Genomic DNA, 21032 nt, shown 5'->3' on the forward strand with positions numbered 1-21032 from the left:
AACCGTTGCTCTACCAATTGAGCTATGTCGGCGCCCACGTCGGGATACCTTGCGGCCCGTCGGTGAGGCGTGATCATAGCCCCCTATGGGCGTGGGGGTCAACCGCCTACGTGCGGGAGATCGTCGCTATCAGGGGCGGTTGGCGCTTCGGCGTCGGCTGCGGCTGGCGCGACAGGCTCGCTTGGCGCGACCAGCGGGGCCTCGGAGGATGGCACAGGTTGTGCCGTGAACGGCCGCTGACCGAGCGCCTCGAAGAGCAGGATGGAGCCCGCAACGGCGGCGTTCAGGCTGGCAACCTTGCCGGCCATGGGGATACGCACAAAGAGGTCGACCCGCCGACGGACGGCGGGCGAGAGCCCCCGACCCTCGGCCCCGATCACGATGCAGAGTGGGCCGCGCAGGTCCGCCTCGCGATACCCCTGGGCCGCCTCGGCCTCAGCGCCGACCACCCGAATGCCGCGCAGGCGCAGGGCGGTGAGCTCGTCGGCCAGGTTCTCGACGCGGGCGACCAGGAGGTGCTCGACCGCTCCGGCGCTGGCCTTAATAGCGGCTGGTGAGAGGGGGGCGGCCCCCTTGCTGCCGATCAGGAGCCCATGCACCTCGACCGCCTCGGCGCTCCGGATCAGGCTGCCGAAGTTCTGGGGGTCCTCTACCCCGTCGAGTGCGAGGAGGAAGGGCGCCTCCCCGCGTGCCACGGCGCGGGCGAGCAGGTCTTCGGGGGCGGCCTCGGGGCGCCGCTTCACGACCAGGGCGACCCCCTGGTGGCCATCGAACCCTGACAGCTGGCCAATGAGAGCACCCTCGACCTCAATGATCGGGATGCGCAGGGCGGTGGCGTGCAGGACCATCTGCTGCAGGGCGTCACGTCGCTGCGGCACCACCAGGAGGCGGACCGCCTCTCGGCGGGCGGCGAACGCCTCCTCGACCGGCCGACGCCCGGCGATAACCTCGTGCTCAGGGCCGACCATGCCCGCAACTTGCAGAGAGATAGCGCGTCGCGATGCCCATTGCCGGGCGCCACCCGCACTAAAGGTTGGGCGCGCCATGCCAGGGCGCGGTCCTCCTGGTCCTCCTGGTCCTCCTGGTCGGAAGCCTGTGGGGCGGAGGCCTCCGGGGCGCGGCGGTCGCGGGCGCTGGTCGTCGCTCATGCCTGCGGCCCCGCCAGTCGCCACCGCTGCCCATCGCGGCCGTCATCAATCAACACACCGAGGAGGGCCAGCTCGTCGCGCAGTGCGTCGGAGCGTGCCCAATCTTTAGCGGCGCGTGCGGCGATGCGCTCCGCAAGTAGTGCCTCGGCACCCGCCGGAAGCACCGCGCGATCTGGCAGCACTGCAAGCACTGCGTTCATCTTCTCGAGAACGACGATCAACGTCTGCGCGCCTGCTCCACTGCAGTTGGCATCTAGCAGTCGATTGCCGTCGCGCACGAGATCGAATAGCGCGGCGAGCGCTTCGGGAACGGCGAGGTCGTCATCCATCGCAGAGGCGAACCTGCTCCAGCTCATCTCGGCGAGTGTCGCTGCGCGCTGGTCGGCGTCCGCATCACCGGTTGTGATCGCACTACGTGCGCTCAGTGCGGCAACGAAGGCGTCGATGCGCGCGATGGCTGACGAGGATGCAGTGAGCGAATCGTCGTTGTAGTTGAGATTCGTGCGGTAGTGCGCGGAGATCAGCGCGAGGCGCAGGGCGCGAGGATCCGCGCCGCCAGCGAGTAGATCGCTCACACGCGAGATGTTGCCGAGCGACTTCGACATCTTGTCGCCAGAGACGTGTAGGTGCGCACAGTGCATCCAGGTGCCAACGAACGGCTTTCCCGTCGCCGCCTCTGACTGTGCGATCTCGTCTTCGTGATGGGGGAAGACGAGGTCAATGCCGCCAGTGTGTAAATCAAATGATTGGCCAAGGTAGCGCATGCTCATCGCCGAGCACTCGAGATGCCATCCTGGTCGCCCTGCGCCGAGCGGTCCATCCCACGATGGCTCGCCAGGCTTCGCCGCCTTCCACAAAACAAAGTCGCGCACGTCATCTTTGCTGTACTCGTCAGCCTCGACGCGCTCGCCAACGCGCATCGCTTCGGGATCAAGGCGAGCGAGGCGCCCGTACGCAGGCCACGATGAGATCTTGAAGAAGACCGAACCATCTTCGGTGCGATAGGCGTGCCCCTTATCGAGGAGCTGCTGCACCAGGGCGATCTGCTCAGGGATGTGCTCCGTCGCACGGGGCATCTCGTCTGGGCTCGTCATGCGCAACGCAGTCATATCGGCGCGGAAGACCGCCTCCCAGCGATCGGTGAGCGCGCGAATCTCGACGCCCTCTGCCGAGGCGGCACGAATGATCTTGTCGTCAATATCGGTGAGATTCACGACCCACTTCACTGTGCGGCCGCTCGCTCGGAGCCAGCGCACCAGCGTGTCGGCGAAGAGGAAGCTGCGGAAGTTGCCGATATGGGCAGGTCCATAGATTGTTGGACCGCAGGAGTAAACGCCGACTTGTGTTGGGTCAATAGGCGTGAAGGGTCGGGTCTCCCCACTCAGCGTGTCGCGGAACTGCAGGCTCACTCCGAGGTACCCCTTCGCTGCGCTACAAGGATGGCGGCACAGCGAATCGCCTTGCCGGCCCCCTCGTCGCCAACCAGATTACCGCTCGACGCCTTCGCGCTGACCCGATCGACGGGAATGCCAAGCAGATTCGCCACATTCGCGCCGATCTCGTCGAGATACGGCGCAAGCTTCGGGGCGCTGGCGGTGATCAGCAGATCGACCCAGAGCGGCTGCACGCCGACCGCGGCGGCACGCTGGACGCTCTCGGCGAGGAGGGTGCCGCTGGCGATTCCCTTCGGCGTCGCCTCAGTCGCAGGGAAAAGTCGCCCGAGGTCGCCGAGCCGCGCGGCGCCGATGAGGGCATCGGCCACGGCATGGAGCACCACATCGCCATCAGAGTGCCCAACTAGCGCAGGGCTCTCGGGGAAGGCACGACCGCCGAGGCGCAGCGTGCCACTTGAGCCGACCGGATGTGCGTCATCGCCCCACCCAACGCGGATGCGGCTCCCAGGAAGTGCGGAAAGAATTTCACTAAAGGAAACAGTTGGGTCTGACGGTCGTAGCATCGCCCCAACGGAGAGAATGTCGTCGGGCTCAGTCAGCTTGCGCAGCCGCGCTGAACCCTGAACTAGTACAACGGTAATGCCAATCGATTCAAGGACGCTCGTGTCATCGGTTGCCGCAGTGTCGCTAGCGAGCGCGGCAGCGAAGGCAGCTACGTGTTCCGCGGCGATCCCTTGCGGTGTCTGGACCGAAACCACGTCCGCGCGATCAACACTTCCCGAACTGCGTGTTGTAGCGACACTCGTTGCGCTTGGCGCGACCCGCTTGAGTGTGTCGGCGATAGGCATGACGGGTGCGGCGGCGCCGTGCTGCAGGGCGGCAGCTACCACGCGGAGGGTCACATCGGCATCAACACCAGGGCGTGCGGCATCGTGAATCAGCAGCACCGCACTCGCCTCGCCCGGAGCGCGCTCGAGCGCGTTCAGACCAGCGGCGACCGATGCTGATCGTGTCTCACCACCCGGGACAACGGCGACAACGGCGCTTGGGACCCACGGAAGTGCCGCGTACGTGGCAACGCGATCTTGTGCGGTGACAAGGACGATTCGTTGAACACCAGGGGTTGCCGCTAACGACTCGAGTGACCAGCACAGCGCGGGCTTGCCGGCAATGGGGATGAGTGACTTGTCGACGCCACCCATACGGAGGCCGGAGCCCGCCGCAACCACGATGACGTCAAACGTTGGGCCGCTACTCACCGAGCGCCTCGGTGATCGCTTCGCGTAAGGTGCGCACGGCGATGACCTTCATCCCCTCGGGCATCGGCTCGTTCGCGGCGCCACGCCGCGGAGCAGGGACGATCGCCGTCGTGAATCCGTGACGCGCCGCTTCGCGCAGTCGTCGAGCGAGACCGGAAACCTGGCGCAGTTCGCCGAGGAGACCAACCTCACCGACGGCGACGAGTGCGCGGTTGATTGGGCGATCGCTCTGCGATGAGGCGAGTGCGAGGGCGAGCGGCAGATCGAGGGCGGGCTCGTCAAGAACAATGCCGCCGACGAGGTTGGCGTAGATATCGCGATCGCTCAACGCAATCCCGGCGCGACGTGCCAGCACGGCAGACAAGAGGGAGAGGCGTGAGGTATCGAGCCCGCGGCCGGTGCGGCGTGGTGTGCCATATGCCGTTCCAGCAACGAGCGCCTGAACCTCAACCAACATGGGGCGACTCCCCTCCAGGAGTGGGGCGACGACGGCCCCCGGCGCACGCTCATCGCGATCATCAATAAAGGCGCGCCCTGGGTCCTCAATACCGGCGAGGCCCTGCTCGCCCATCTCAAGCAACCCGAGCTCATCGGTAGAGCCGAAGCGATTCTTTGCCGCACGAAGGGTGCGCAGGGTGCCGTGGCGGTCGCCATCCAGCATGATCACCGCGTCAACAAGGTGTTCGAGTGTCTTCGGTCCAGCGATGCTCCCCTCTTTCGTGACGTGGCCGACAAGAATCACCGCGGCCCCAGTTGCGCGTGCCACGCTGGCGAGTACCTCCGCGCTGCCGCGGACCTGGCCGACGCTTCCTGCTGGCCCCTCGAGCTCGGAGAGTGTTGCCGTTTGAATGGAGTCAACGATCAGAAGTGTCGGAAGGTCGCGACGCGCCGCCTCGGCGATTGCGCCAACTTCGCTCTCGGCAAGAATCTCCACCGTGTCGGCTGCAACCGTCGCCATGAGACCAAGCCGTTCGGCGCGATCAGCAATCTGCGCCGCCGACTCTTCACCCGACGCATAGAGGACGCGCCCGCCAGCGAGCGCGATTCCCGCGGCGGCCTGCAACAAGAGCGTGCTCTTGCCGATGCCCGGTTCGCCGCCGAGCAAGATGATGGAGCCAGGCACGGCACCACCACCGAGGACTCGATCAAGCTCTGGGACGCCGAGTGGGAGGCGCGGCGCGCGATCGGCGCTGGCCGCCCGAAGCGGCTGTGGTTGCACCGGTGCGACAGCGGTTCGACCACCAGCCGCACGAGCGCGCGCGGAGGGTCGATCTCGCACCGTCTCCACGAGGGAATTCCAGGAGCCACAGCTGCGGCAGGGGTTCTCGAGCGCGGGAGCCTCAAAAGCGCAGGTCTGACAGAGCCAGACGCTCTTACTCTTCGCCATGCGGCGAACGGCGCTAGTCGACTGCGCCGACCGGCTCAGCCGGCACAGCGGCGGGCGAAGCTACCCCCTCTTCGCGAATCATCACCGCGATCGCGCCGTCAACAAGATCCACCACATACGATGCGCCGACTGGATCTGCCCCCTGAAGGAGGCGCTCGGCGAGCGGATCCTCGATGAGCGACTGGATCGTGCGGCGCAGCGGACGCGCGCCATACGAGACGTCGTACCCGACCTTGATGAGGTGATCTTTCGCAGCGTTGGTGATGACAAGGTCGTGCCCCTGCACGCGTAGCTGCCCCACCACGCGCTTCACGAGCAGGTCAACGATGCGACGCATCTCCTCTTGGCTGAGCGGCCGGAAGACGATGCGTGAGTCGACGCGATTGAGGAACTCTGGGCGGAACGCCTTCTTCAGCTCCTCGTCGACCTTCTCGCTGATCAGCGTGTACTCGTCGGCGGCGCGCGCGGCCTCGCCCTCGCCGCGCGAGCGGAAGCCGAGCGACGACGGGGTCTGAATCTGTCGAGCCCCGAGATTCGACGTCATGATCAAGATCACGTTGCGGAAGTCCACGCGTCGCCCCTTCGCGTCGGTGAGCTGCCCGTCCTCCAGGATCTGCAGCAAGATGTTGAAGACCTCGCTGTGCGCCTTCTCGATCTCATCAAGAAGCACGACGGAGTACGGGCGACGTCGAATTGCCTCGGTGAGCTGCCCGCCGTCGTCAAAGCCCACGTAGCCTGGAGGCGCCCCCACGAGGCGACTGGTGTTGTGGCGCTCCATGAATTCGCTCATGTCGATCTTGACCAGCGCATCTTCTGTGCCAAACATGAATTCGGCGAGCGCCTTTGCGAGTTCGGTCTTTCCGACGCCGGTTGGCCCAAGGAAGAGGAAGCTGCCGATCGGGCGCTTCGGATCCTTCAGCCCAGCACGGGCGCGCCGCACGGCGCGGCTCAGCGTTGTAATCGCCTGCTCTTGCCCTACGACGCGAGCGCCCAGCGTCTCCTCCATCTTTAGGAGTCGTGCAGTTTCGGCTTCAGCCAAGCGCATCACTGGGATGCCCGTCCACATAGAGACAACAGCGGCCACCTCCTCTTCGGTGACCACGGGCCGCGTGTCTTCGCGCGACTCAGGTGCAGCTGGGGCGGCAATCGCAAGTGCCGCATCAGGCGCGACCGCAGGCGCGGCGGCGGGTGCCGTCGATCCTGGTGCTGGCGGAAGGTTTAGGCTCAAGCGCCAGGCGCGATCGAGCTCTTCAATGCGGCTCTTCAGTCCTTCGCCCTGGTTGCGCAGTGAGAGTGCGCGATCAAAGGCGCCGGCTGCTTCGGCGTCGCGCTGATCTCGCTCTACGGCGTCCGCCTCGCGGCGCGCCGAACGCAAGTCTGCAGGTGGTGATGAGTGTCGCAACATCACGCGGCTCGACGCTTCATCAATCACATCAATCGCCTTATCTGGCAGCTGTCGATCGCTGATGTAGCGAACGGAGAGCTCCACAGCCGAGGCGAGCGCCTCGTCAGAGATGCGAACCTTATGGTGCGCCTCGTATCGCGGGCGTAGTCCCTTCAGGATCTCAATCGTCTCATCGGCCGAAGGCTCGGCCACCAACACCTTTGCGAAGCGGCGCTCGAGCGCTGGGTCCTTCTCAATGTGCTTGCGATACTCGTCAAGAGTGGTTGCACCGATGCACTGGATCTCGCCGCGGGCGAGTGGCGGCTTCAAGATGTTTGCTGCATCAATTGCGCCTTCCGCGGCGCCCGCGCCGACCAGTGTGTGCAGCTCATCCACAAAGAGGATCGCGTCGCGCGAGGCGCGCAGCTCTTCGAGCACCTTCTTCAGTCGCTCCTCAAATTCACCGCGGTACTTTGTGCCGGCAACGAGTGAGCCCATATCAAGAGTGACGACGCGCTTGTCGAGCAGCGGCGCAGGAACATCACCCTTCACAATGCGTTGCGCAAGCCCCTCAGCGATCGCTGTTTTACCGACGCCCGGTTCGCCGATGAGTGCTGGATTATTCTTGGTGCGGCGTGCCAGCACCTGAATGACGCGCTCAATCTCGCGCTCACGGCCGATGACCGGATCAAGGCGACCCGAGCGCGCGGCCTCGGTGAGGTCGATGCCGAGGGCGTCGAGGGTTGGAGTCTTTGAGCCGCTGCGGCGCTCGGTCGGCTGGGCGGTCGGCGTCGATGACTGGCTGAGGACGCGCACCACCTCGTGGCGCACCTTCTCGAGGCTCACCCCGAGCGACTCCAGCACGCCGGAGGCAATCCCGCCCTCTTCGCGGACGAGGCCGAGCAGGAGGTGCTCAGTGCCGATGTAGTTGTGGCCCAAGCGTCGTGCCTCATCAATAGCGAGCTCGATCACCTTCTTGGCACGTGGCGTGAGGCCGATCTCGCCAACAACGGGGCGCTCACCACGTCCGATGATGAACTCAACCGCCTGGCGGACCTTGGCCAGCTCAACGTTGAGGTTCTCGAGGACCTTCGCCGCAACGCCCTCGCCCTCGCGGACAAGGCCGAGCAGCAGGTGCTCTGTGCCGATGTAGTTGTGGTTGAAGCGCTGCGCCTCGTCTTGGGCGAGCGTCAGCACCTTGCGGGCGCGATCCGTGAAGCGATCGAAGCGGTCAGCCGTGGCCATGCGCTCCTCCGATCCCCGCTCCCAGGCGTTTGTCGCCAGGCACCTTCGCGGATAGGAAGTCTACCACTCCGCTCCGGCGCTTCACGAGGGGGCTCAACGCCCCCGCGGGGCTAGGCCTGATCGGCGGGTGCCTCTGGGGCGACGTCGGCGGGAGTCTCTACGGCAACCTCGGCAGCGGCCTCTGGGGCGGCTTCGGCGAGGGCCTCTTCAATGGCCTCCGACGCGCTCTCGCCGTCATCGGCCCTCTTTGGGGCACGCTTCTTCTTCGTCTCGCCGTCGCTTCCAGCAGCGTCGTCGGCCGTCTCGGCGATCTTCTCGCGGATGCCGGCAAAGGCTGCCGCGAGCGTGGTGTCGATACCACCCTCTGGCTCCTGCACAGCGTCGTCCATGGAGAAGCTTCGCTCTGGGCGGGCGCGGCGCGTCTCACGCTTCGGCTCGGCGGCCGGCGTTTCACGCACTGGCGCCTCTTCAGCCTGCTTGAGGCTGAGGCCGAGGCGGTGACGCTCTGAGTCGAGGCTGATCACCTTGAGCTTCAGCGTCTGCTCGTCCTTCACCACGTCGCCCGGATGGGTGACGCGATTGTGTGAGAGCTCGCTGATATGGATGAGTCCCTCGAGTCCGTCGCGCACGCGCACGAAGGCACCGAAGTTCACCAACTTGGTGATCGTTCCCTCAACGAAATCGCCAATCTTGATGTCGGCGATTGCGGCGTTCCATGGGTCTGGCTGCAACTTGCGGATCGAGAGGCTAATGCGTCCACGCTCCGTGTTGATGTCGATGACTTCGGCATCAACCGAGTCGCCAACGTTGTAGCCGGCCTCTGGGTTTGCGACCTTCGACCAGCTGATCTCACTCTTATGAATGAGCCCGTCGATGCCGCCGAGGTCAACGAAGAGTCCGAATGGCGCAATCGAGCGCACCACACCGGCAACGCGCTGGCCAACTGAAAGGGTGCTGAAGAGTTCATCGCGCTTACCGCGGCGCTCCTCATAGTGCGCAACCTTCTCGGAGAGGATCAGGCGGTTCCCCTTGCGGTTCACCTCCAAGATCTTCATGCGCAGCTTGCGGCCAACGTACGGCTGCAGCTTCTCGGCGATCTCCTGGATGGCGTCACGCGGTGCGTCGCCAGCTGGGCGGCGCGGGAAGTCGACGATCTGGCTGATCGGCACGAAGCCGCGAATGCCACAGTCAACAATGAGTCCGCCCTTGTTGTGGTCGATGACGGCGGCCTCAATGATGGTGCCTGCGTCGAGCTGCTCCTGCATCGTGCGCCACTTGCGCTCCATGCCGGCGCGGCGGATTGAGAGCACAACGTGCCCATCTTCCGACTCTGGCTGCATGACGTAGACGAGTACGGTGTCGCCAACGGTGAGGGCTGGGCCCTCTTCGCCATTGCGGCCGTGAAGCTCGCGGCTCGAGACAACACCTTCGCTCTTCGCGCCGATGTCAACGAGCACTTCGTCCTTGTCGACGCGCACAACGATGCCGTCGAGGACATCGCCCTGCTTCAAATTCTTAATTGGCATCCCTGCGCCGGCGAGCAACTCTTCCATGGTGGTTGGCTCAGGGCCGGTCCACACACGTGGCGTTGGCGCAGCGGCGGGCGCTGCGACTGGTGCCTCGGTAGCTACTGGTGCCGATTCGGCTGGTGCGGCATCGATGAGGTCGACCACAGGGGCCTCCGTCGAATCTGCTGCCTTCACCTTGACGCTCTTCGGCTTTGCAGGGGCTTTCGCCTTGCGTGCTGGAGCTGCTGCTCCAGCGTCGGCACCCGCCTCAATATCGGCGGCGCCAGGGGTAAGTTCTTCGTTCAAGTTTGTAGTTCTCCTTACGACGTATTCGCGCTCAGGAGGTGACGCCGCCAGCAGAAGCAGGTGGCGCAATCTCGCGATCGCGTTCGGCGAGCCTACCACAGCCCCCCTGACTCGGCCTGGGGTTACGGAAGCTTGAGCACCTGCCCAGGTTTGATCTTGTTCGGGTCAGTAATGCCGTTCAGGGCAATTAGATCCGCCATGCTGATATCGAGGGAAAGGGCGATGCCAGACAGGGTGTCGCCCGACCGCACCACATACGTCTTTGGAACCTCGGGGCTCCCAGATGGGCTTGGCGACGGCGATGGAGACGGCGACTCGCTCGGCGATGGGCTTGGGGAGGGTGACTCGCTAGGGCTTGCTGTTGGGGTGGCCTCGACCGAAGGGGTAGGCGTGGCCTCGCTCGGCGTGGTGAGCGAACCAACGATGGAGGTCACGAAGGGGCCGACCACAGAAGCCACAGGGCCACTTGCCACAGTGATGACGCCAGCGAGCACGACGACAAGCAGCACGCGGAGCCACGGTGAGCCGCTCGAAGGGAGCGGCAGTGCGGCGTTCGTGATGACCGCAGCGTCGCCAATCGGCTGGCGTGGGGCGAGGCTTGGGGCAAGGGTGCCGAGCTGCGCCTCGCGCGCTTGGCGAATCTGGCAGGTGCCGCCCACGATGCAGCGCTCAGCGCGAATAGCCTTGGCTAACTCAGGGCGCGCGGGTTCAGCGCCGCAGCGGCTGAGGGTACGTGAAGGGGTAATGGTGACTGCTCCACTTGGGTCAAGGAGCCAGGGGCAGGGAGTTGCGTTCACAGGTTCCACGCTCGCAGGATAGCCGACGAAACCCCCCAGGACGCCAAAGAGCCCGGCGACGACCTATTTTGCCGAGGAGCTGCCCCCTCAGTATTTTCGGCGCTGGAGAGCTTGACTTCCGTGTTCGGGATGGGAACGGGTATGGCCTCTCCGCAATAGTCACCGGGCTCCGCTTGGCGAAGTCCGAATCCATGACTGAAAACATCGAGAAGTTGTCTGTTTCATCGGGGGTGTATCCAAAACGACCACGGGCGCCGAAGAGGCGTCGTGGAGGTCAAGCCCTCGACCGTTAGTAGCGCTTTGCTGCAGCCATCACTGGCCTTCCACATGCGCCCTATCAAACAGGTAGTCTCCCTGCGGTCTTACCCGGTTAACCCGGTGGGGAACCTCATCTTAGGGCGAGCTTCGCGCTTATATGCTTTCAGCGCTTATCCCTGCCGAGCTTAGCTACCCTGCGATGCCCTTGGAAGGACAACAGGCACACCATAGGCTCGTCCACTCCGGTCCTCTCGTACTAGGAGCAGCTCCCTTCAAGTTCCCTTCGCGCACGCTGGATAGAGACCGAACTGTCTCACGACGTTCTGAACCCAGCTCACGTACCGCTTTAATTGGCGAACAGCCAAACCCTTGGGACGTACTTCCGCCCCAGGATGCGACGAGCCGACATCGAGGTGCCAAACGGTGCCGTCGATATGAACTCTTGGGCACCATCAGCCTGTTATCCCCGGGGTAGCTTTTATCCGTTGAGTGATAACCCTTCCACTCGGAGTTATCAGATCACTAAGCCCTGCTTTCGCACCTGCTCGACTTGTAGGTCTCGCAGTCAAGCCCTCTTATGCCTTTGCACTCTATGGCTGATTTCCATCCAGCCTGAGAGGACCTTTGGGCGCCTCCGTTACTCTTTAGGAGGCGACCGCCCCAGTCAAACTACCCGCCTGACACTGTTCCCCGGCCGGATAACGGCACGGGGTTAGAAACGAAACACAACAAGGGTGGTATTTCAACGACGGCTCCACCGAGGCTAGCGCCCCAGTTTCAAAGCCTCCCACCTATCCTACACAGGTCGAGCCTCAATTCAATATCAGGGTGTAGTAAAGCTCCACGGGGTCTTTTTGCCCCAGCGCGCGTAACCAGCATCTTCACTGGTATTTCAATTTCGCCGGATCCCTCGTTGAGACAGTGCCCAGATCGTTACGCCATTCGTGCGGGTCGGAACTTACCCGACAAGGAATTTCGCTACCTTAGGACTGTTATAGTTACAGCCGCCGTTCACTGGGGCTTCGATTCAGAGCTTGCACCCCTCCTCTTAACCTTCCAGCACTGGGCAGGCGTCAGCCCCCATACGTCAGCTTGCGCTTTAGCGGAGACCTGTGTTTTTGCTAAACAGTCGCCTGGGCCATTTCACTGCGGCTCTCACATACAGCAAGCTGCATATGAGAGCGCCCCTTCTCCCGAAGTTACGGGGCTATTTTGCCGAGTTCCTTAACGAGGGTTCTCCCGATCACCTTGGTATTCTCTACCCGGCCACCTGTGTCGGTTTGCGGTACGGTCACCTAGGACCTCGCTAGACACTTTTCTTGGAGGCTTGGCTTGCTCGAGTCAGGGCTTACACCCCTCCCCATCACTTTTCAGAGTTGAATGCGGGACCGGATTTACCTAGTCCCACCCCCTACGAGCTTGGACGTGCATTCCATAGCACGCTCGAACTACCAGACCCCGTCATGCCCTTGCTCCCATCGAACTTTGGCTCGGAGTACCCCCTGACTTGCGTCAGAGAGCCACCCTCCGCCTCGGCCCGACGACACCTTGCGGTGCAAACGGTCTTTGGTGGTTCTGGAATATCAACCAGATGTCCATCGTCTACGGCGTTCGCCCTCGACTTAGGACCGACTAACCCTGAGAGGACGAGCCTTGCTCAGGAAACCTTGGCCATACGGTGTGTGAGATTCCCACTCACATTTCGCTACTCATGCCGACATTCGCACTTCCGCACGCTCCAGCAGTCCTTCCGGTCTGCCTTCACTGCGAGCGGAACGCTCCCCTACCAATCGACGGCCAGTAAACTGGGCGTCGATTTCGCAACTTCGGTACAACGCTTGAGCCCCGTTGAATTTTCCGCGCGGGATCACTTGACCAGTGAGCTGTTACGCTTTCTTTAAATGATGGCTGCTTCTAAGCCAACATCCTGGTTGTTTGTGCGTTCCCACATCGTTCACCACTTAGCGTTGATTTAGGGACCTTAGTTGGCGATCTGGACTGTTTTCCTTGGGACCACGAAGCTTAGCCCTCGTAGTCTGACTCCCGGGCTCTTGAATCACGGAATTCGCAGTTTGGTTGGGTTTGGTAAGCGGGAAGCCCCCTAGCCCATCCAGTGCTCTACCTCCATGATTGAACGCCCGAGGCTAGCCCTAAAGCTATTTCGGGGAGAACCAGCTATCTCCGGGTTCGATTGGAATTTCTCCGCTATCCACAGCTCATCCGAGAATTTTTCAACATTCACCAGTTCGGTCCTCCACGAGGTATTACCCTCGCTTCAACCTGGCCATGGATAGGTCACCCGGTTTCGGGTCTACGCCATGCGACTCAACGCCCTATTGAGACTCGCTTTCGCTACGGCTCCGTCCTTCTCGGACTTAACCTCGCCACATAGCAGTAACTCGTCGGCTCATTCTTCAAAAGGCACGCCATCACGCACACCATTGCTGGTATCGCGCTCTGACTGCTTGTAAGCACTCAGTTTCAGGTTCTATTTCACTCCCCTTGCGGGGTTCTTTTCGCCTTTCCCTCACGGTACTAGTTCACTATCGGTCGCCAAGAGTATTTAGCCTTAGAGGGTGGTCCCCCTAGTTTCACGCATGAGAGACCTTCCACGCGCTACTCAGGTGGTCGATCACGAAGTCCGATCGCTTTAAGCTACGGGGCTCTCACCCTCTGTGGCCTGCCTTTCCAAGCAGGTTCGCATAACGATCGGATTTTTGACTTCGCCTGGACCCGGGAGGGCCCAGAAATCGACTCCTACAACACCGGGATAGCAACGGCTCCCGCCTATCACGCTACCGCGGTTTGGGCTACTCCCTTTTCGCTCGCCACTACTCAGGGAATATGTTTCTTCTCTTCCAGCTACTTAGATGTTTCAGTTCGCTGGCTTACCTTCCGACGGCCTATGTATTCAGCCATCGATGACTGGGCATTACCCCAGCCGGGTTTCCCCATTCGGACACCCTCGGATCAAAGTCTGCTCGCGACTCCCCGAGGCTTTTCGCAGCCTGCCACGTCCTTCATCGGCTCTTGGCGCCAAGGCATCCACTTAGTGCTCTTAGTAGCTTGACCCACCAACGACGACTCTTCGCCGCTCGTGGATCGTTTCGGGATACACCTTGACAATTTCACTTGTTTCATCCGACGAAACATTTACTTTTCGATGTTCTCAGTCATGTATTCGGCTGTTAAAGGTGCGCCTTGCGGCGCTGCGGCCTTTGCCGCCCAGCTGATCGCTGGTCGCTGGCCTCCCGAAGAAGGACAGTGATCAGTGATGTGCCGGTGGTGACGGTTGGTGGAGACGAGGAGTCTCGAACTCCTGACCTCCTGCTTGCAAAGCAGGCGCTCTACCAACTGAGCTACGTCCCCAGTGATGGTGGTGGGCGTTTCTGGACTCGAACCAGAGACCTCTGCCTTATCAGGGCAGTGCTCTAACCAACTGAGCTAAACGCCCCCCGTGGGACCGCTCCTGCCTACGCAGGGTTGCGGCACCGGACAGCTAAAGAGTGGCAGGAACACGAACAACCGAGAATCCACCAGGGATTCGGTTTGCTTGTTGAGCCATGTTCGTCTCGATCTCTTGCGAGGCCGCTAAGCCCGCCCAACTTGGAGGCTCAGAACGACGACATGTTTAACCTGGGATTTCTTTTTGTGTTCGAACCACCGCTGGCTCAAACAGAAACTCCCTAGAAAGGAGGTGATCCAGCCCCACCTTCCGGTAGGGCTACCTTGTTACGACTTAGTCCCAATCACCGACCCTACCTTCGACAGCTGCCCCCTTACGGTTGGCGCACTGGCTTCGGGTATTGCCGACTTTCGTGACTTGACGGGCGGTGTGTACAAGCCCCGGGAACATATTCACCGCTGTGTGCTGACCAGCGGTTACTAGCAACTCCGGCTTCATGCAGGCGAGTTGCAGCCTGCAATTCGAACTGAGACCGGCTTTAAGGGATTCGCTCCGCCTCGCGGCTTCGCAAGCCCGTTGTACCGGCCATTGTAGCGTGGGTGTAGCCCAAGACATAAGGGCCATGCTGACTTGACGTCATCCCCGCCTTCCTCCGAGTTTGTCTCGGCAGTATCGTGTGAGTGATACAACACACGACAGGGGTTGCGCTCGTTGCGGGACTTAACCCAACATCTCACGACACGAGCTGACGACAGCCATGCAACACCTGTGCACGCGTCCCTTTCGGGAAAGCGACGTTTCCGCCGCGGTCATGTGCATGTCAAGCCTTGGTAAGGTTCTTCGCGTATCATCGAATTAAACCCCACGCTCCGCTGCTTGTGCGGGGCCCCGTCAATTCCTTTGAGTTTTAGCCTTGCGGCCGTACTCCCCAGGCGGGATACTTAATGCGTTAGCTGCGGCACCGGAGGGGTTAAAACCTCCAACACCTAGTATCCATCGTTTACAGCTAGGACTACCAGGATATCTAATCCTGTTTGCTCCCCTAGCTTTCGCGCCTCAGCGTCAAGATTGGACCAGGAAGTCGCCTTCGCCTCTGGTGTTCCTCCGAATATCTGCGCATTCCACCGCTACACTCGGAATTCCACTTCCCTCTTCCACCTTCAAGTGAACTGGTTTCGAAAGCTGTTCCCGAGTTGAGCCCGGGGCTTTCACTTTCGACTTCATTCACCGCCTGCGCGCGCTTTACGCCCAGTAAATCCGGACAACGCTTGCCACCTACGTATTACCGCGGCTGCTGGCACGTAGTTAGCCGTGGCTTATTCCTCGGGTACCGTCATTATCGTCCCCGAGAAAAGTGGTTTACGACCCGAAGGCCTTCATCCCACACGCGGTATTGCTGCGTCAGGGTTTCCCCCATTGCGCAAAATTCCCGACTGCTGCCTCCCGTAGGAGTCTGGGCCGTGTCTCAGTCCCAGTCTGGGTGATCGTCCTCTCAGACCACCTATCGATCGTCGCCTTGGTGAGCCATTACCTCACCAACTAGCTAATCGAACGCAGGCCCCGCCCATAGCGCATTGCTGCTTTGGAGACGCTAATGAAAGCGTCTCAACATGAGGTATTAGCTACCCTTTCGGGCAGTTATTCCTCACTACGGGGTAGGTCACCTACGCGTTACTCAGCCGTTCGCCACTAATTTCCGAGCAAGCCCGGAAACTCGTTCGACTTGCATGTCTAAGGCATACCGCCAGCGTTAGTCCTGAGCCAGGATCAAACTCTCCGAAACAACGTGTTGCCTTACGGCAGCACGTTAATTTTCCGAGGGTCTGCCCCGGCGAAAAAACAGTTGCTTTGTGTTACCTGCCACTCTTCAGCTGTTAAGGTGCCGCCGGCTTTCGCCGACGCGGCCGCCACGGAGACCGTGGTGACTGTAAGCGCTGCTCTGCTCCACCCGTGATCGGGGCGGACGGTCGAGGATCTCTTCCACGAGCGACGCGAAGGGGGAGTCTACGCACCCTGCCGCTCCCCTGTCAAACGGGGGGCTCGTGCGGGGCCGTGCAGGGTGATTCGTGCTCACCACGCAGGGCTTGCGTGTTACAGCGGGCTCGACTCCACGAGGAGCAGCACGCCCGCTGCGGCGGCCAGGGAGGCGACGGCGAGGGTGGCTCCGGCTGCGGCGGGTTCCACGCTCGTGGCGACCGTATAGATAAGGAGGGCGACGAGGCCGGCCAGGGCCACCTTCAGGAGGCGGAGGAGGAGCTCGACGACCAGGTGGCTCATGCCCCTACTCTACGCCCCGTCGCTCTTCGAGGCTGCGCAGGATTGTTACAGCGTCGGCGTACTGGAGGTCCGCCCCGAAGGGGAGGCCGCGAGCCATGGAGGTGATGGAAGGGACCTTGGTGCCGAGGCGCTCCTGAAGGTAGAGAAGTGTTACATCGCCCTCGGGGGAGGGGTTGGTGGCGATGATCACCTCACGCACGGGGTTCCCCTCGGCGGCGGCGGCATCTACCCGCTCGAAGAGCTCCCTCATGCGGAGCTGGCCAGGGCCGATCCCCGACATGGGCGAGAGGGCGCCGTTGAGCACGTGAAAGCGGCCCCGGAAGGCCCCGGTGCGCTCAATGGCAACCAGGTCGAGCGCCTCTTCGACTACGCAGAGGAGGCCGAGGTCGCGGGAGGTGTCGCGGCAGATGCGGCAGAGCTCCTCGTCGGAGACATGGCCGCAGATGGCGCAGGGTCGGGTGTTCGCCCGCATGGTGCTGATCGCCCCAGCGAGGGCGAGCGCCTCAGGCTCGGGGGTGCGCAGCAGGTGGAAGGCGAGCCGTTCGGCGGTGCGGGGGCCGACTCCTGGGAGTCGGGAGAGGGCCTCGATGAGCCGCTCAACGGAGCTCGGCAGCGCTGCGCCGTTGCTCACTCCTTCCAAACCTCACGGAGTGCCATGTCGGCGTCAATCTCACCGAACTGGATGACGATCTTGCGCCCGTAGGCCTTGTCGGCCAGCGACTCGATCCGCTCACGCTTCGCCTCGGCGCGCTGACGCAGGAAGCTCTTCGTGGGCGGGTAGCTGAGCACGAGGGTGTCGCCGTTGAGCGTGGGTCGGGCATCGGCGAGGAGCGGCTTCGTGGCCGGGTCGGCGCTGGCGAGCATGGCGCCCCACTCCCCTGTTGCAGGTGGGGCGGGAGGGGTTGCAGGGGCGGGTGCTGGTGTTGGGGCTGGAGCTGCGGCGCGCGGTGCCGACTGCGCTGGAGTGCTCGTGGGGGCGGGGGCGGGGGCGGGGGCCGCGAGGGCGGCGCCCCCGCTAAGAAGGAGAAGCTCAAGGCCGAGGCGGAGGTCGGCATCGCCGCGGCCGGTTTCGACGCGGCGAAGGGCGTTGGCCAGGCCGAGGAGTACTTCGCGGGTGCGGCCGGCGAGGCCGATGGTGGCGCCACCACCGTCGGAGAGGTCGAGGCCGGCGGGGAGCTTGGCGGCGTCGCCAGGCACGGTGCCGCCTCCAGCGAGCGCGGCGTGCAGGCCGCGGCGCACGAGGTCGGTGAGGCGGTCGGCAATGATGCGGGGGTCGCGGCCACGGGCCTCGAACTCGGCGAGGATCGCAAGGCCGGCTGGTGCGTCAGCGTCGAGGATGGCGCAGGCGAGGCGCTCGATGCGGTCGGCACCCGGGAGGCCGAGAAGCTCTTCGACGTCTGCCGCCTTGAGTGGGTCGACCCCTGAGGAGAGGAGCTGGTCGAGCATCGACTCGGCGTCACGCATGCCGCCGTCGGCGAGGCGGGCAAGGAGCTCAATGGCGGCTGGCTCAGCGACCCGCTTCTCAGCCGCGAGGATGGCTTCGAGCTTGGCGGCGATCTCCGCACGGGCGATCGGGCGGAAGTCGAAGCGCTGCAGGCGCGAGAGGACGGCAGGCCGAATCTTGGATGGATCGGTGGTGCAGAAGATGAAGACGATCCCTGGTGGTGGCTCCTCGAGCCACTTCAGCAGGGCGTCCCAGGCGTCGTTGGTGAAGCGGTGTACCTCGTCGAGGATCAGGACCTTGCGCTTCAGGTCGGTTGGTGGGTTGGTGATGAGCGGGATCAGGTCCTCGCGCACGTCGTCGATGCGGTTCGAGGTGGCGGCGTTGGATTCCACGACGTCGAAGGTGGCGCCCGCAGTAATGGCGACGCAGGAGCGACAGGTGCCGCAGGGTTCGCCCTCGGTTGGGGCGAGGCAGTTCAGCGCCTTGGCGACGATGCGGGCGGTCGAGGTCTTGCCCGTGCCGCGAGGGCCAACGAAGAGGAGTCCGTGGCCGAGTCGGCCGTCGGCGACGGCGCGGCGGAGCGTCTTAGCGATGGGGTCTTGACCGCGCAGCTCACCGAAGGTTGTGGCGCGGTAGCGGCGATAGATTGCCAGCTGCTCCGTCATGCTCCCCTCCCCTCCTTATATGTACCTAGTCTCGGCAATCGCTGAGTGCCGCCGGCCGAGCCATCCGCTGCGCCCGCCGCGATCCGCTTAGCGCTGCTTCCTTCCGGATCTGACGCGGTTCACAGAGCGTCGTCGCGCGGAGTCCGACCGACGGCAGGGCGATCATAGACGACCCGCCCCACTCCGATCGCGCAACGGTCACCCCCACCGCGGCTCAGACGAGGCACCCTACGTGTAACGCCCATTCGGGCGATCGAGAGCGGATTGGAGCGCGATCATGGGGCACACCGTTGACCTTCACGCCTATGGCGTTACAGCGGAGCGCGGCTTCCTTCCCTTCGCCGACCCTAGCACCGCCATCCCACTCGCCAATGCGGAGTGGCACGAGACGGCGCGCAATCTGCCGAGCCTGATTCCGACCGGTCGCATTCGCCAGATCATCGAAGCGCTCCCACCATTCCGCGCCGATCTGCTTAATAGTGAGGAGGATCTTGAGGCGGCGATGCGTACCCTCAGCTACCTGGGGCAGGCGTACGTATGGGGTCAGCCAGAGGCGCCGTCCGCGCTTCCCGCCGGGCTCGCAGTGCCATGGCATGAGGTCGCCGCGGCGATCGGCCGCGAACCGATCCTCTCGTACGCCAGCTACGCGCTCTGGAATTGGCGCCGCATTGATGAAGATGGCCCGATCGCCCTCGGCAATATCGCACTACTGCAGCACTTCTTGGGTGGGCTCGATGAGGCCTGGTTCATTCTGATTCACGTCGACATCGAGCGACGTGCGGGCGCGGCACTCGCCGCGGGCGCGCGAGCGCAAACGGCGATCTCAGCGGGTGACGATGCCAGCGCCACCGTTGCGTTAAGCGACCTTGGCGATGCGCTCGACGGGATTCTGTCGACCATGCAGCGCATGCCTGAATCGTGCGATCCGTATGTCTACTACCACCGCGTGCGTCCGTACATCTTCGGCTGGCACAACAACCCCGCCCTGCCAGGTGGCCTAGTGTACGAAGGGGTCACCGCCTATGCCGGCAAGCCGCAGACGTTCCGCGGCGAAACGGGGGCGCAGAGCACCATCGTGCCCTGCCTCGATGCCGTGCTCGGCGTTGAGCACGCACCCGACGAGTTGCGCACCTACCTTATGGAGATGCGTCGCTACATGCCGATCAAGCATGTCGGGCTTCTTGAGGCGTTCGAGGCTGGGCCAACGGCACTCAGCCGCGTCGTTGCACTAGGTGCAGCCGCACCAGCAGGGCTCGTTGCGGCGCGAAATCGTGCCCTTGATGTGCTCCACGCCTTCCGCGCGCTGCACCTTGAGTACGCCGCGACGTACATCAATCGCCAGGCGGCGGCGGTAACGGGGAACCCAACCGACGTTGGCACCGGCGGCACGCCGTTCATGAAGTACCTGAAGAAGCACCGCGACGAGACGGAGTCTTCGCTCACCGAGAGCTAAGGCTTAGCGGCCGACGAGGCTCCGCAGCACGAAGCGCAGGTTCGCCGGGCGCTCGGCCATGCGACGCAGCGAGTACGGCCACCAGTCGGGACCGTACGGCGTGTAGATGCGCACACGCCAGCCTTTGGCGACAAGTCGCTCGGCCAATTCGGAGCGCACGCCGTAGAGCAACTGAATCTCGCCACGCATCTGCGCGGCTGCGCCGAGCTTGGAGATGATGCGGTCGTCGTGTGTGCCGAAGGCAATCGGCAGGTTCGTTGCAATGAGCCGTTCGGCAAGCGCCACGTAGGCTGCATTCACCGCCTCAATATCGCCGACCCCTTCTGCACCCGGTTCGTAGGCGCCCTTCACAAGTCGCACGGGAATCCCTGCGGCGATGAGGCGCGTAAGGTCTGCAGCCGAGCGCTGCATGTTCGCCTGCACCACGGCACCGACGGGGCGACCCGCGGCGCGTGCGGCGGCAACAATGTCGTGCATTTGATCGAGGCTGTTTGCGTATTCCGCATCAACGCGCACGAAGCCGTTTACAGACTGCGCTGTCGCCAAGATGCGGTCAAGTCGTGCGGCAGCAACAGCATTCCCCTCGCTTAGACCGATGGCGGTGAGCTTCACGCTGACATTCGGCTCTAAGCCCGCTGCCGCCTGCGCGGTGAGGAGGGCGCTGGCATCGGCGGCGTAGCTGTCGGCGCTTGCGCCAGTTGAGGCCTCGCCGAGTCGGTCAAGGGTGACGGTGAAGCCGCGGCGCTTCAGATCGAGCGCCACCTCAACAGCAACAGGGATGGTGTCTCCGGCGACGAAGCGGCGGACGGCGCGGCGACCCCACGCCGTGCGCTGTACGAGTCGGCCCAACGCTGCGGCGCGACTCATGCGCAGGAGCATCGTGCGGATTAGGGCGAAGAGAGGATTCACCCCTGAATCCTAGCGCGACTGCGGCGACTTAGGGGCGGTCGCGAAGGCGCATGAGTGCGGCGACCGCCTCGTCGATTGACCAGACCACCTCGCCCGACGCGCGAATCGCGCCGACAACGAAAAGGTTGATCCCATCAGCGGGAACCAGCCCCTTACGGCGTGCAACGCGCATGTCGGTGCTGAGGCCAATGA

12 protein-coding genes, 2 tRNA genes, 3 rRNA genes and 1 other RNA gene are annotated in these 21032 nt (G+C 63.3%); 1 reads left to right on the top strand and 17 read right to left on the bottom strand.

What is annotated here, in order from left to right:
• Nucleotides 1-98 precede the first annotated feature (98 nt).
• The 16 genes from rlmB to ffs all read right to left on the bottom strand — a co-directional run bounded on the left by rlmB (nucleotide 99) and on the right by ffs (nucleotide 18627).
• The gene (gene rlmB / locus AC3LCN_RS04835) at nucleotides 99-1046 is read right to left on the bottom strand and encodes a 23S rRNA (guanosine(2251)-2'-O)-methyltransferase RlmB (protein ID WP_488648951.1); all 948 of its coding nucleotides are present in this window, start codon (nucleotides 1044-1046) and stop codon (nucleotides 99-101) included.
• A gap of 98 nt (nucleotides 1047-1144) precedes the next feature.
• The gene (gene cysS / locus AC3LCN_RS04840) at nucleotides 1145-2557 is read right to left on the bottom strand and encodes a cysteine--tRNA ligase (RefSeq protein WP_488648952.1); all 1413 of its coding nucleotides are present in this window, start codon (nucleotides 2555-2557) and stop codon (nucleotides 1145-1147) included.
• Entirely contained in the window at nucleotides 2554-3801 is a 1248-nt protein-coding gene (ispF, locus tag AC3LCN_RS04845) for a 2-C-methyl-D-erythritol 2,4-cyclodiphosphate synthase (RefSeq protein WP_488648953.1), read from the bottom strand. Before ispF ends, cysS begins: the two co-directional genes overlap by 4 nt.
• A complete protein-coding gene (gene radA, locus AC3LCN_RS04850) occupies nucleotides 3794-5188 on the bottom strand; it encodes a DNA repair protein RadA (RefSeq protein ID WP_488648954.1) in 1395 nt (464 codons plus the stop codon). Before radA ends, ispF begins: the two co-directional genes overlap by 8 nt.
• 13 nt (nucleotides 5189-5201) lie before the next feature.
• Nucleotides 5202-7817, bottom strand: a complete 2616-nt coding sequence (locus AC3LCN_RS04855) for an ATP-dependent Clp protease ATP-binding subunit (RefSeq protein WP_488648955.1) — start codon at nucleotides 7815-7817, stop codon at nucleotides 5202-5204.
• A gap of 110 nt (nucleotides 7818-7927) precedes the next feature.
• Complete coding sequence (locus tag AC3LCN_RS04860) at nucleotides 7928-9631, bottom strand: 30S ribosomal protein S1 (protein ID WP_488648956.1); 1704 nt, start codon at nucleotides 9629-9631, stop codon at nucleotides 7928-7930.
• A gap of 122 nt (nucleotides 9632-9753) precedes the next feature.
• Nucleotides 9754-10437, bottom strand: coding sequence for a LysM peptidoglycan-binding domain-containing protein (locus AC3LCN_RS04865; RefSeq protein WP_488648957.1), 684 nt, complete (start codon nucleotides 10435-10437; stop codon nucleotides 9754-9756).
• Between the two features lie 41 nt (nucleotides 10438-10478).
• Nucleotides 10479-10595: ribosomal RNA gene (gene rrf / locus AC3LCN_RS04870) — 5S ribosomal RNA — on the bottom strand.
• Between the two features lie 103 nt (nucleotides 10596-10698).
• Nucleotides 10699-13758: ribosomal RNA gene (locus AC3LCN_RS04875) — 23S ribosomal RNA — on the bottom strand.
• 221 nt (nucleotides 13759-13979) lie between these two features.
• Nucleotides 13980-14055, bottom strand: a tRNA-Ala gene (locus AC3LCN_RS04880).
• An 8-nt stretch (nucleotides 14056-14063) separates the two neighbouring features.
• Nucleotides 14064-14140: transfer RNA gene (locus AC3LCN_RS04885), tRNA-Ile, on the bottom strand.
• Between the two features lie 236 nt (nucleotides 14141-14376).
• Nucleotides 14377-15875: ribosomal RNA gene (locus AC3LCN_RS04890) — 16S ribosomal RNA — on the bottom strand.
• The 16S, 23S and 5S rRNA genes sit together here with 2 tRNA genes alongside, the layout of an rRNA operon.
• Nucleotides 15876-16183: 308 nt before the next feature.
• Nucleotides 16184-16369 carry a hypothetical protein gene (locus AC3LCN_RS04895; protein WP_488648958.1) on the bottom strand — a complete coding sequence of 62 codons (186 nt, stop codon included), beginning with the start codon at nucleotides 16367-16369 and terminating at the stop codon, nucleotides 16184-16186.
• Between the two features lie 4 nt (nucleotides 16370-16373).
• Nucleotides 16374-17000 (bottom strand): recombination mediator RecR, encoded by a 627-nt coding sequence (gene recR / locus AC3LCN_RS04900; protein WP_488648959.1) that lies wholly within the window; start codon nucleotides 16998-17000, stop codon nucleotides 16374-16376.
• Nucleotides 16997-18478, bottom strand: coding sequence for a DNA polymerase III subunit gamma/tau (dnaX, locus tag AC3LCN_RS04905; protein ID WP_488648960.1), 1482 nt, complete (start codon nucleotides 18476-18478; stop codon nucleotides 16997-16999). The genes recR and dnaX overlap by 4 nt, the downstream gene beginning before the upstream one ends.
• 56 nt (nucleotides 18479-18534) lie before the next feature.
• Nucleotides 18535-18627: signal recognition particle sRNA small type (gene ffs / locus AC3LCN_RS04910), an RNA gene on the bottom strand.
• 128 nt (nucleotides 18628-18755) lie between these two features.
• Here ffs and AC3LCN_RS04915 point away from each other — a divergent pair.
• On the top strand, nucleotides 18756-19931 hold the full coding sequence (locus AC3LCN_RS04915) for a PrnB family protein (protein WP_488648961.1): 1176 nt from the start codon (nucleotides 18756-18758) through the stop codon (nucleotides 19929-19931).
• Between the two features lie 3 nt (nucleotides 19932-19934).
• Here AC3LCN_RS04915 and AC3LCN_RS04920 read toward each other — a convergent pair whose 3' ends face one another.
• The gene (locus AC3LCN_RS04920; RefSeq protein WP_488648962.1) at nucleotides 19935-20840 is read right to left on the bottom strand and encodes a proline dehydrogenase family protein; all 906 of its coding nucleotides are present in this window, start codon (nucleotides 20838-20840) and stop codon (nucleotides 19935-19937) included.
• Between the last annotated feature and the right edge of the window lie 192 nt (nucleotides 20841-21032).

Source organism: Candidatus Limnocylindrus sp. (assembly GCF_040397215.1).
In the GTDB taxonomy this organism is placed as follows: Bacteria; Chloroflexota; Limnocylindria; order Limnocylindrales; family Limnocylindraceae; genus Limnocylindrus.

What these genes read in the sequence shown, in the direction of transcription:
- rlmB (WP_488648951.1), bottom strand. Translation starts at nt 1,046, where the DNA reads ATGGCGCGCCCAACCTTTAGTGCGGGTGGCGCCCGGCAATGGGCATCG.
- radA (WP_488648954.1), bottom strand. Translation starts at nt 5,188, where the DNA reads ATGGCGAAGAGTAAGAGCGTCTGGCTCTGTCAGACCTGCGCTTTTGAG.
- AC3LCN_RS04855 (WP_488648955.1), bottom strand. Translation starts at nt 7,817, where the DNA reads ATGGCCACGGCTGACCGCTTCGATCGCTTCACGGATCGCGCCCGCAAG.
- AC3LCN_RS04895 (WP_488648958.1), bottom strand. Translation starts at nt 16,369, where the DNA reads ATGAGCCACCTGGTCGTCGAGCTCCTCCTCCGCCTCCTGAAGGTGGCC.
- dnaX (WP_488648960.1), bottom strand. Translation starts at nt 18,478, where the DNA reads ATGACGGAGCAGCTGGCAATCTATCGCCGCTACCGCGCCACAACCTTC.
- AC3LCN_RS04915 (WP_488648961.1), top strand. Translation starts at nt 18,756, where the DNA reads ATGGGGCACACCGTTGACCTTCACGCCTATGGCGTTACAGCGGAGCGC.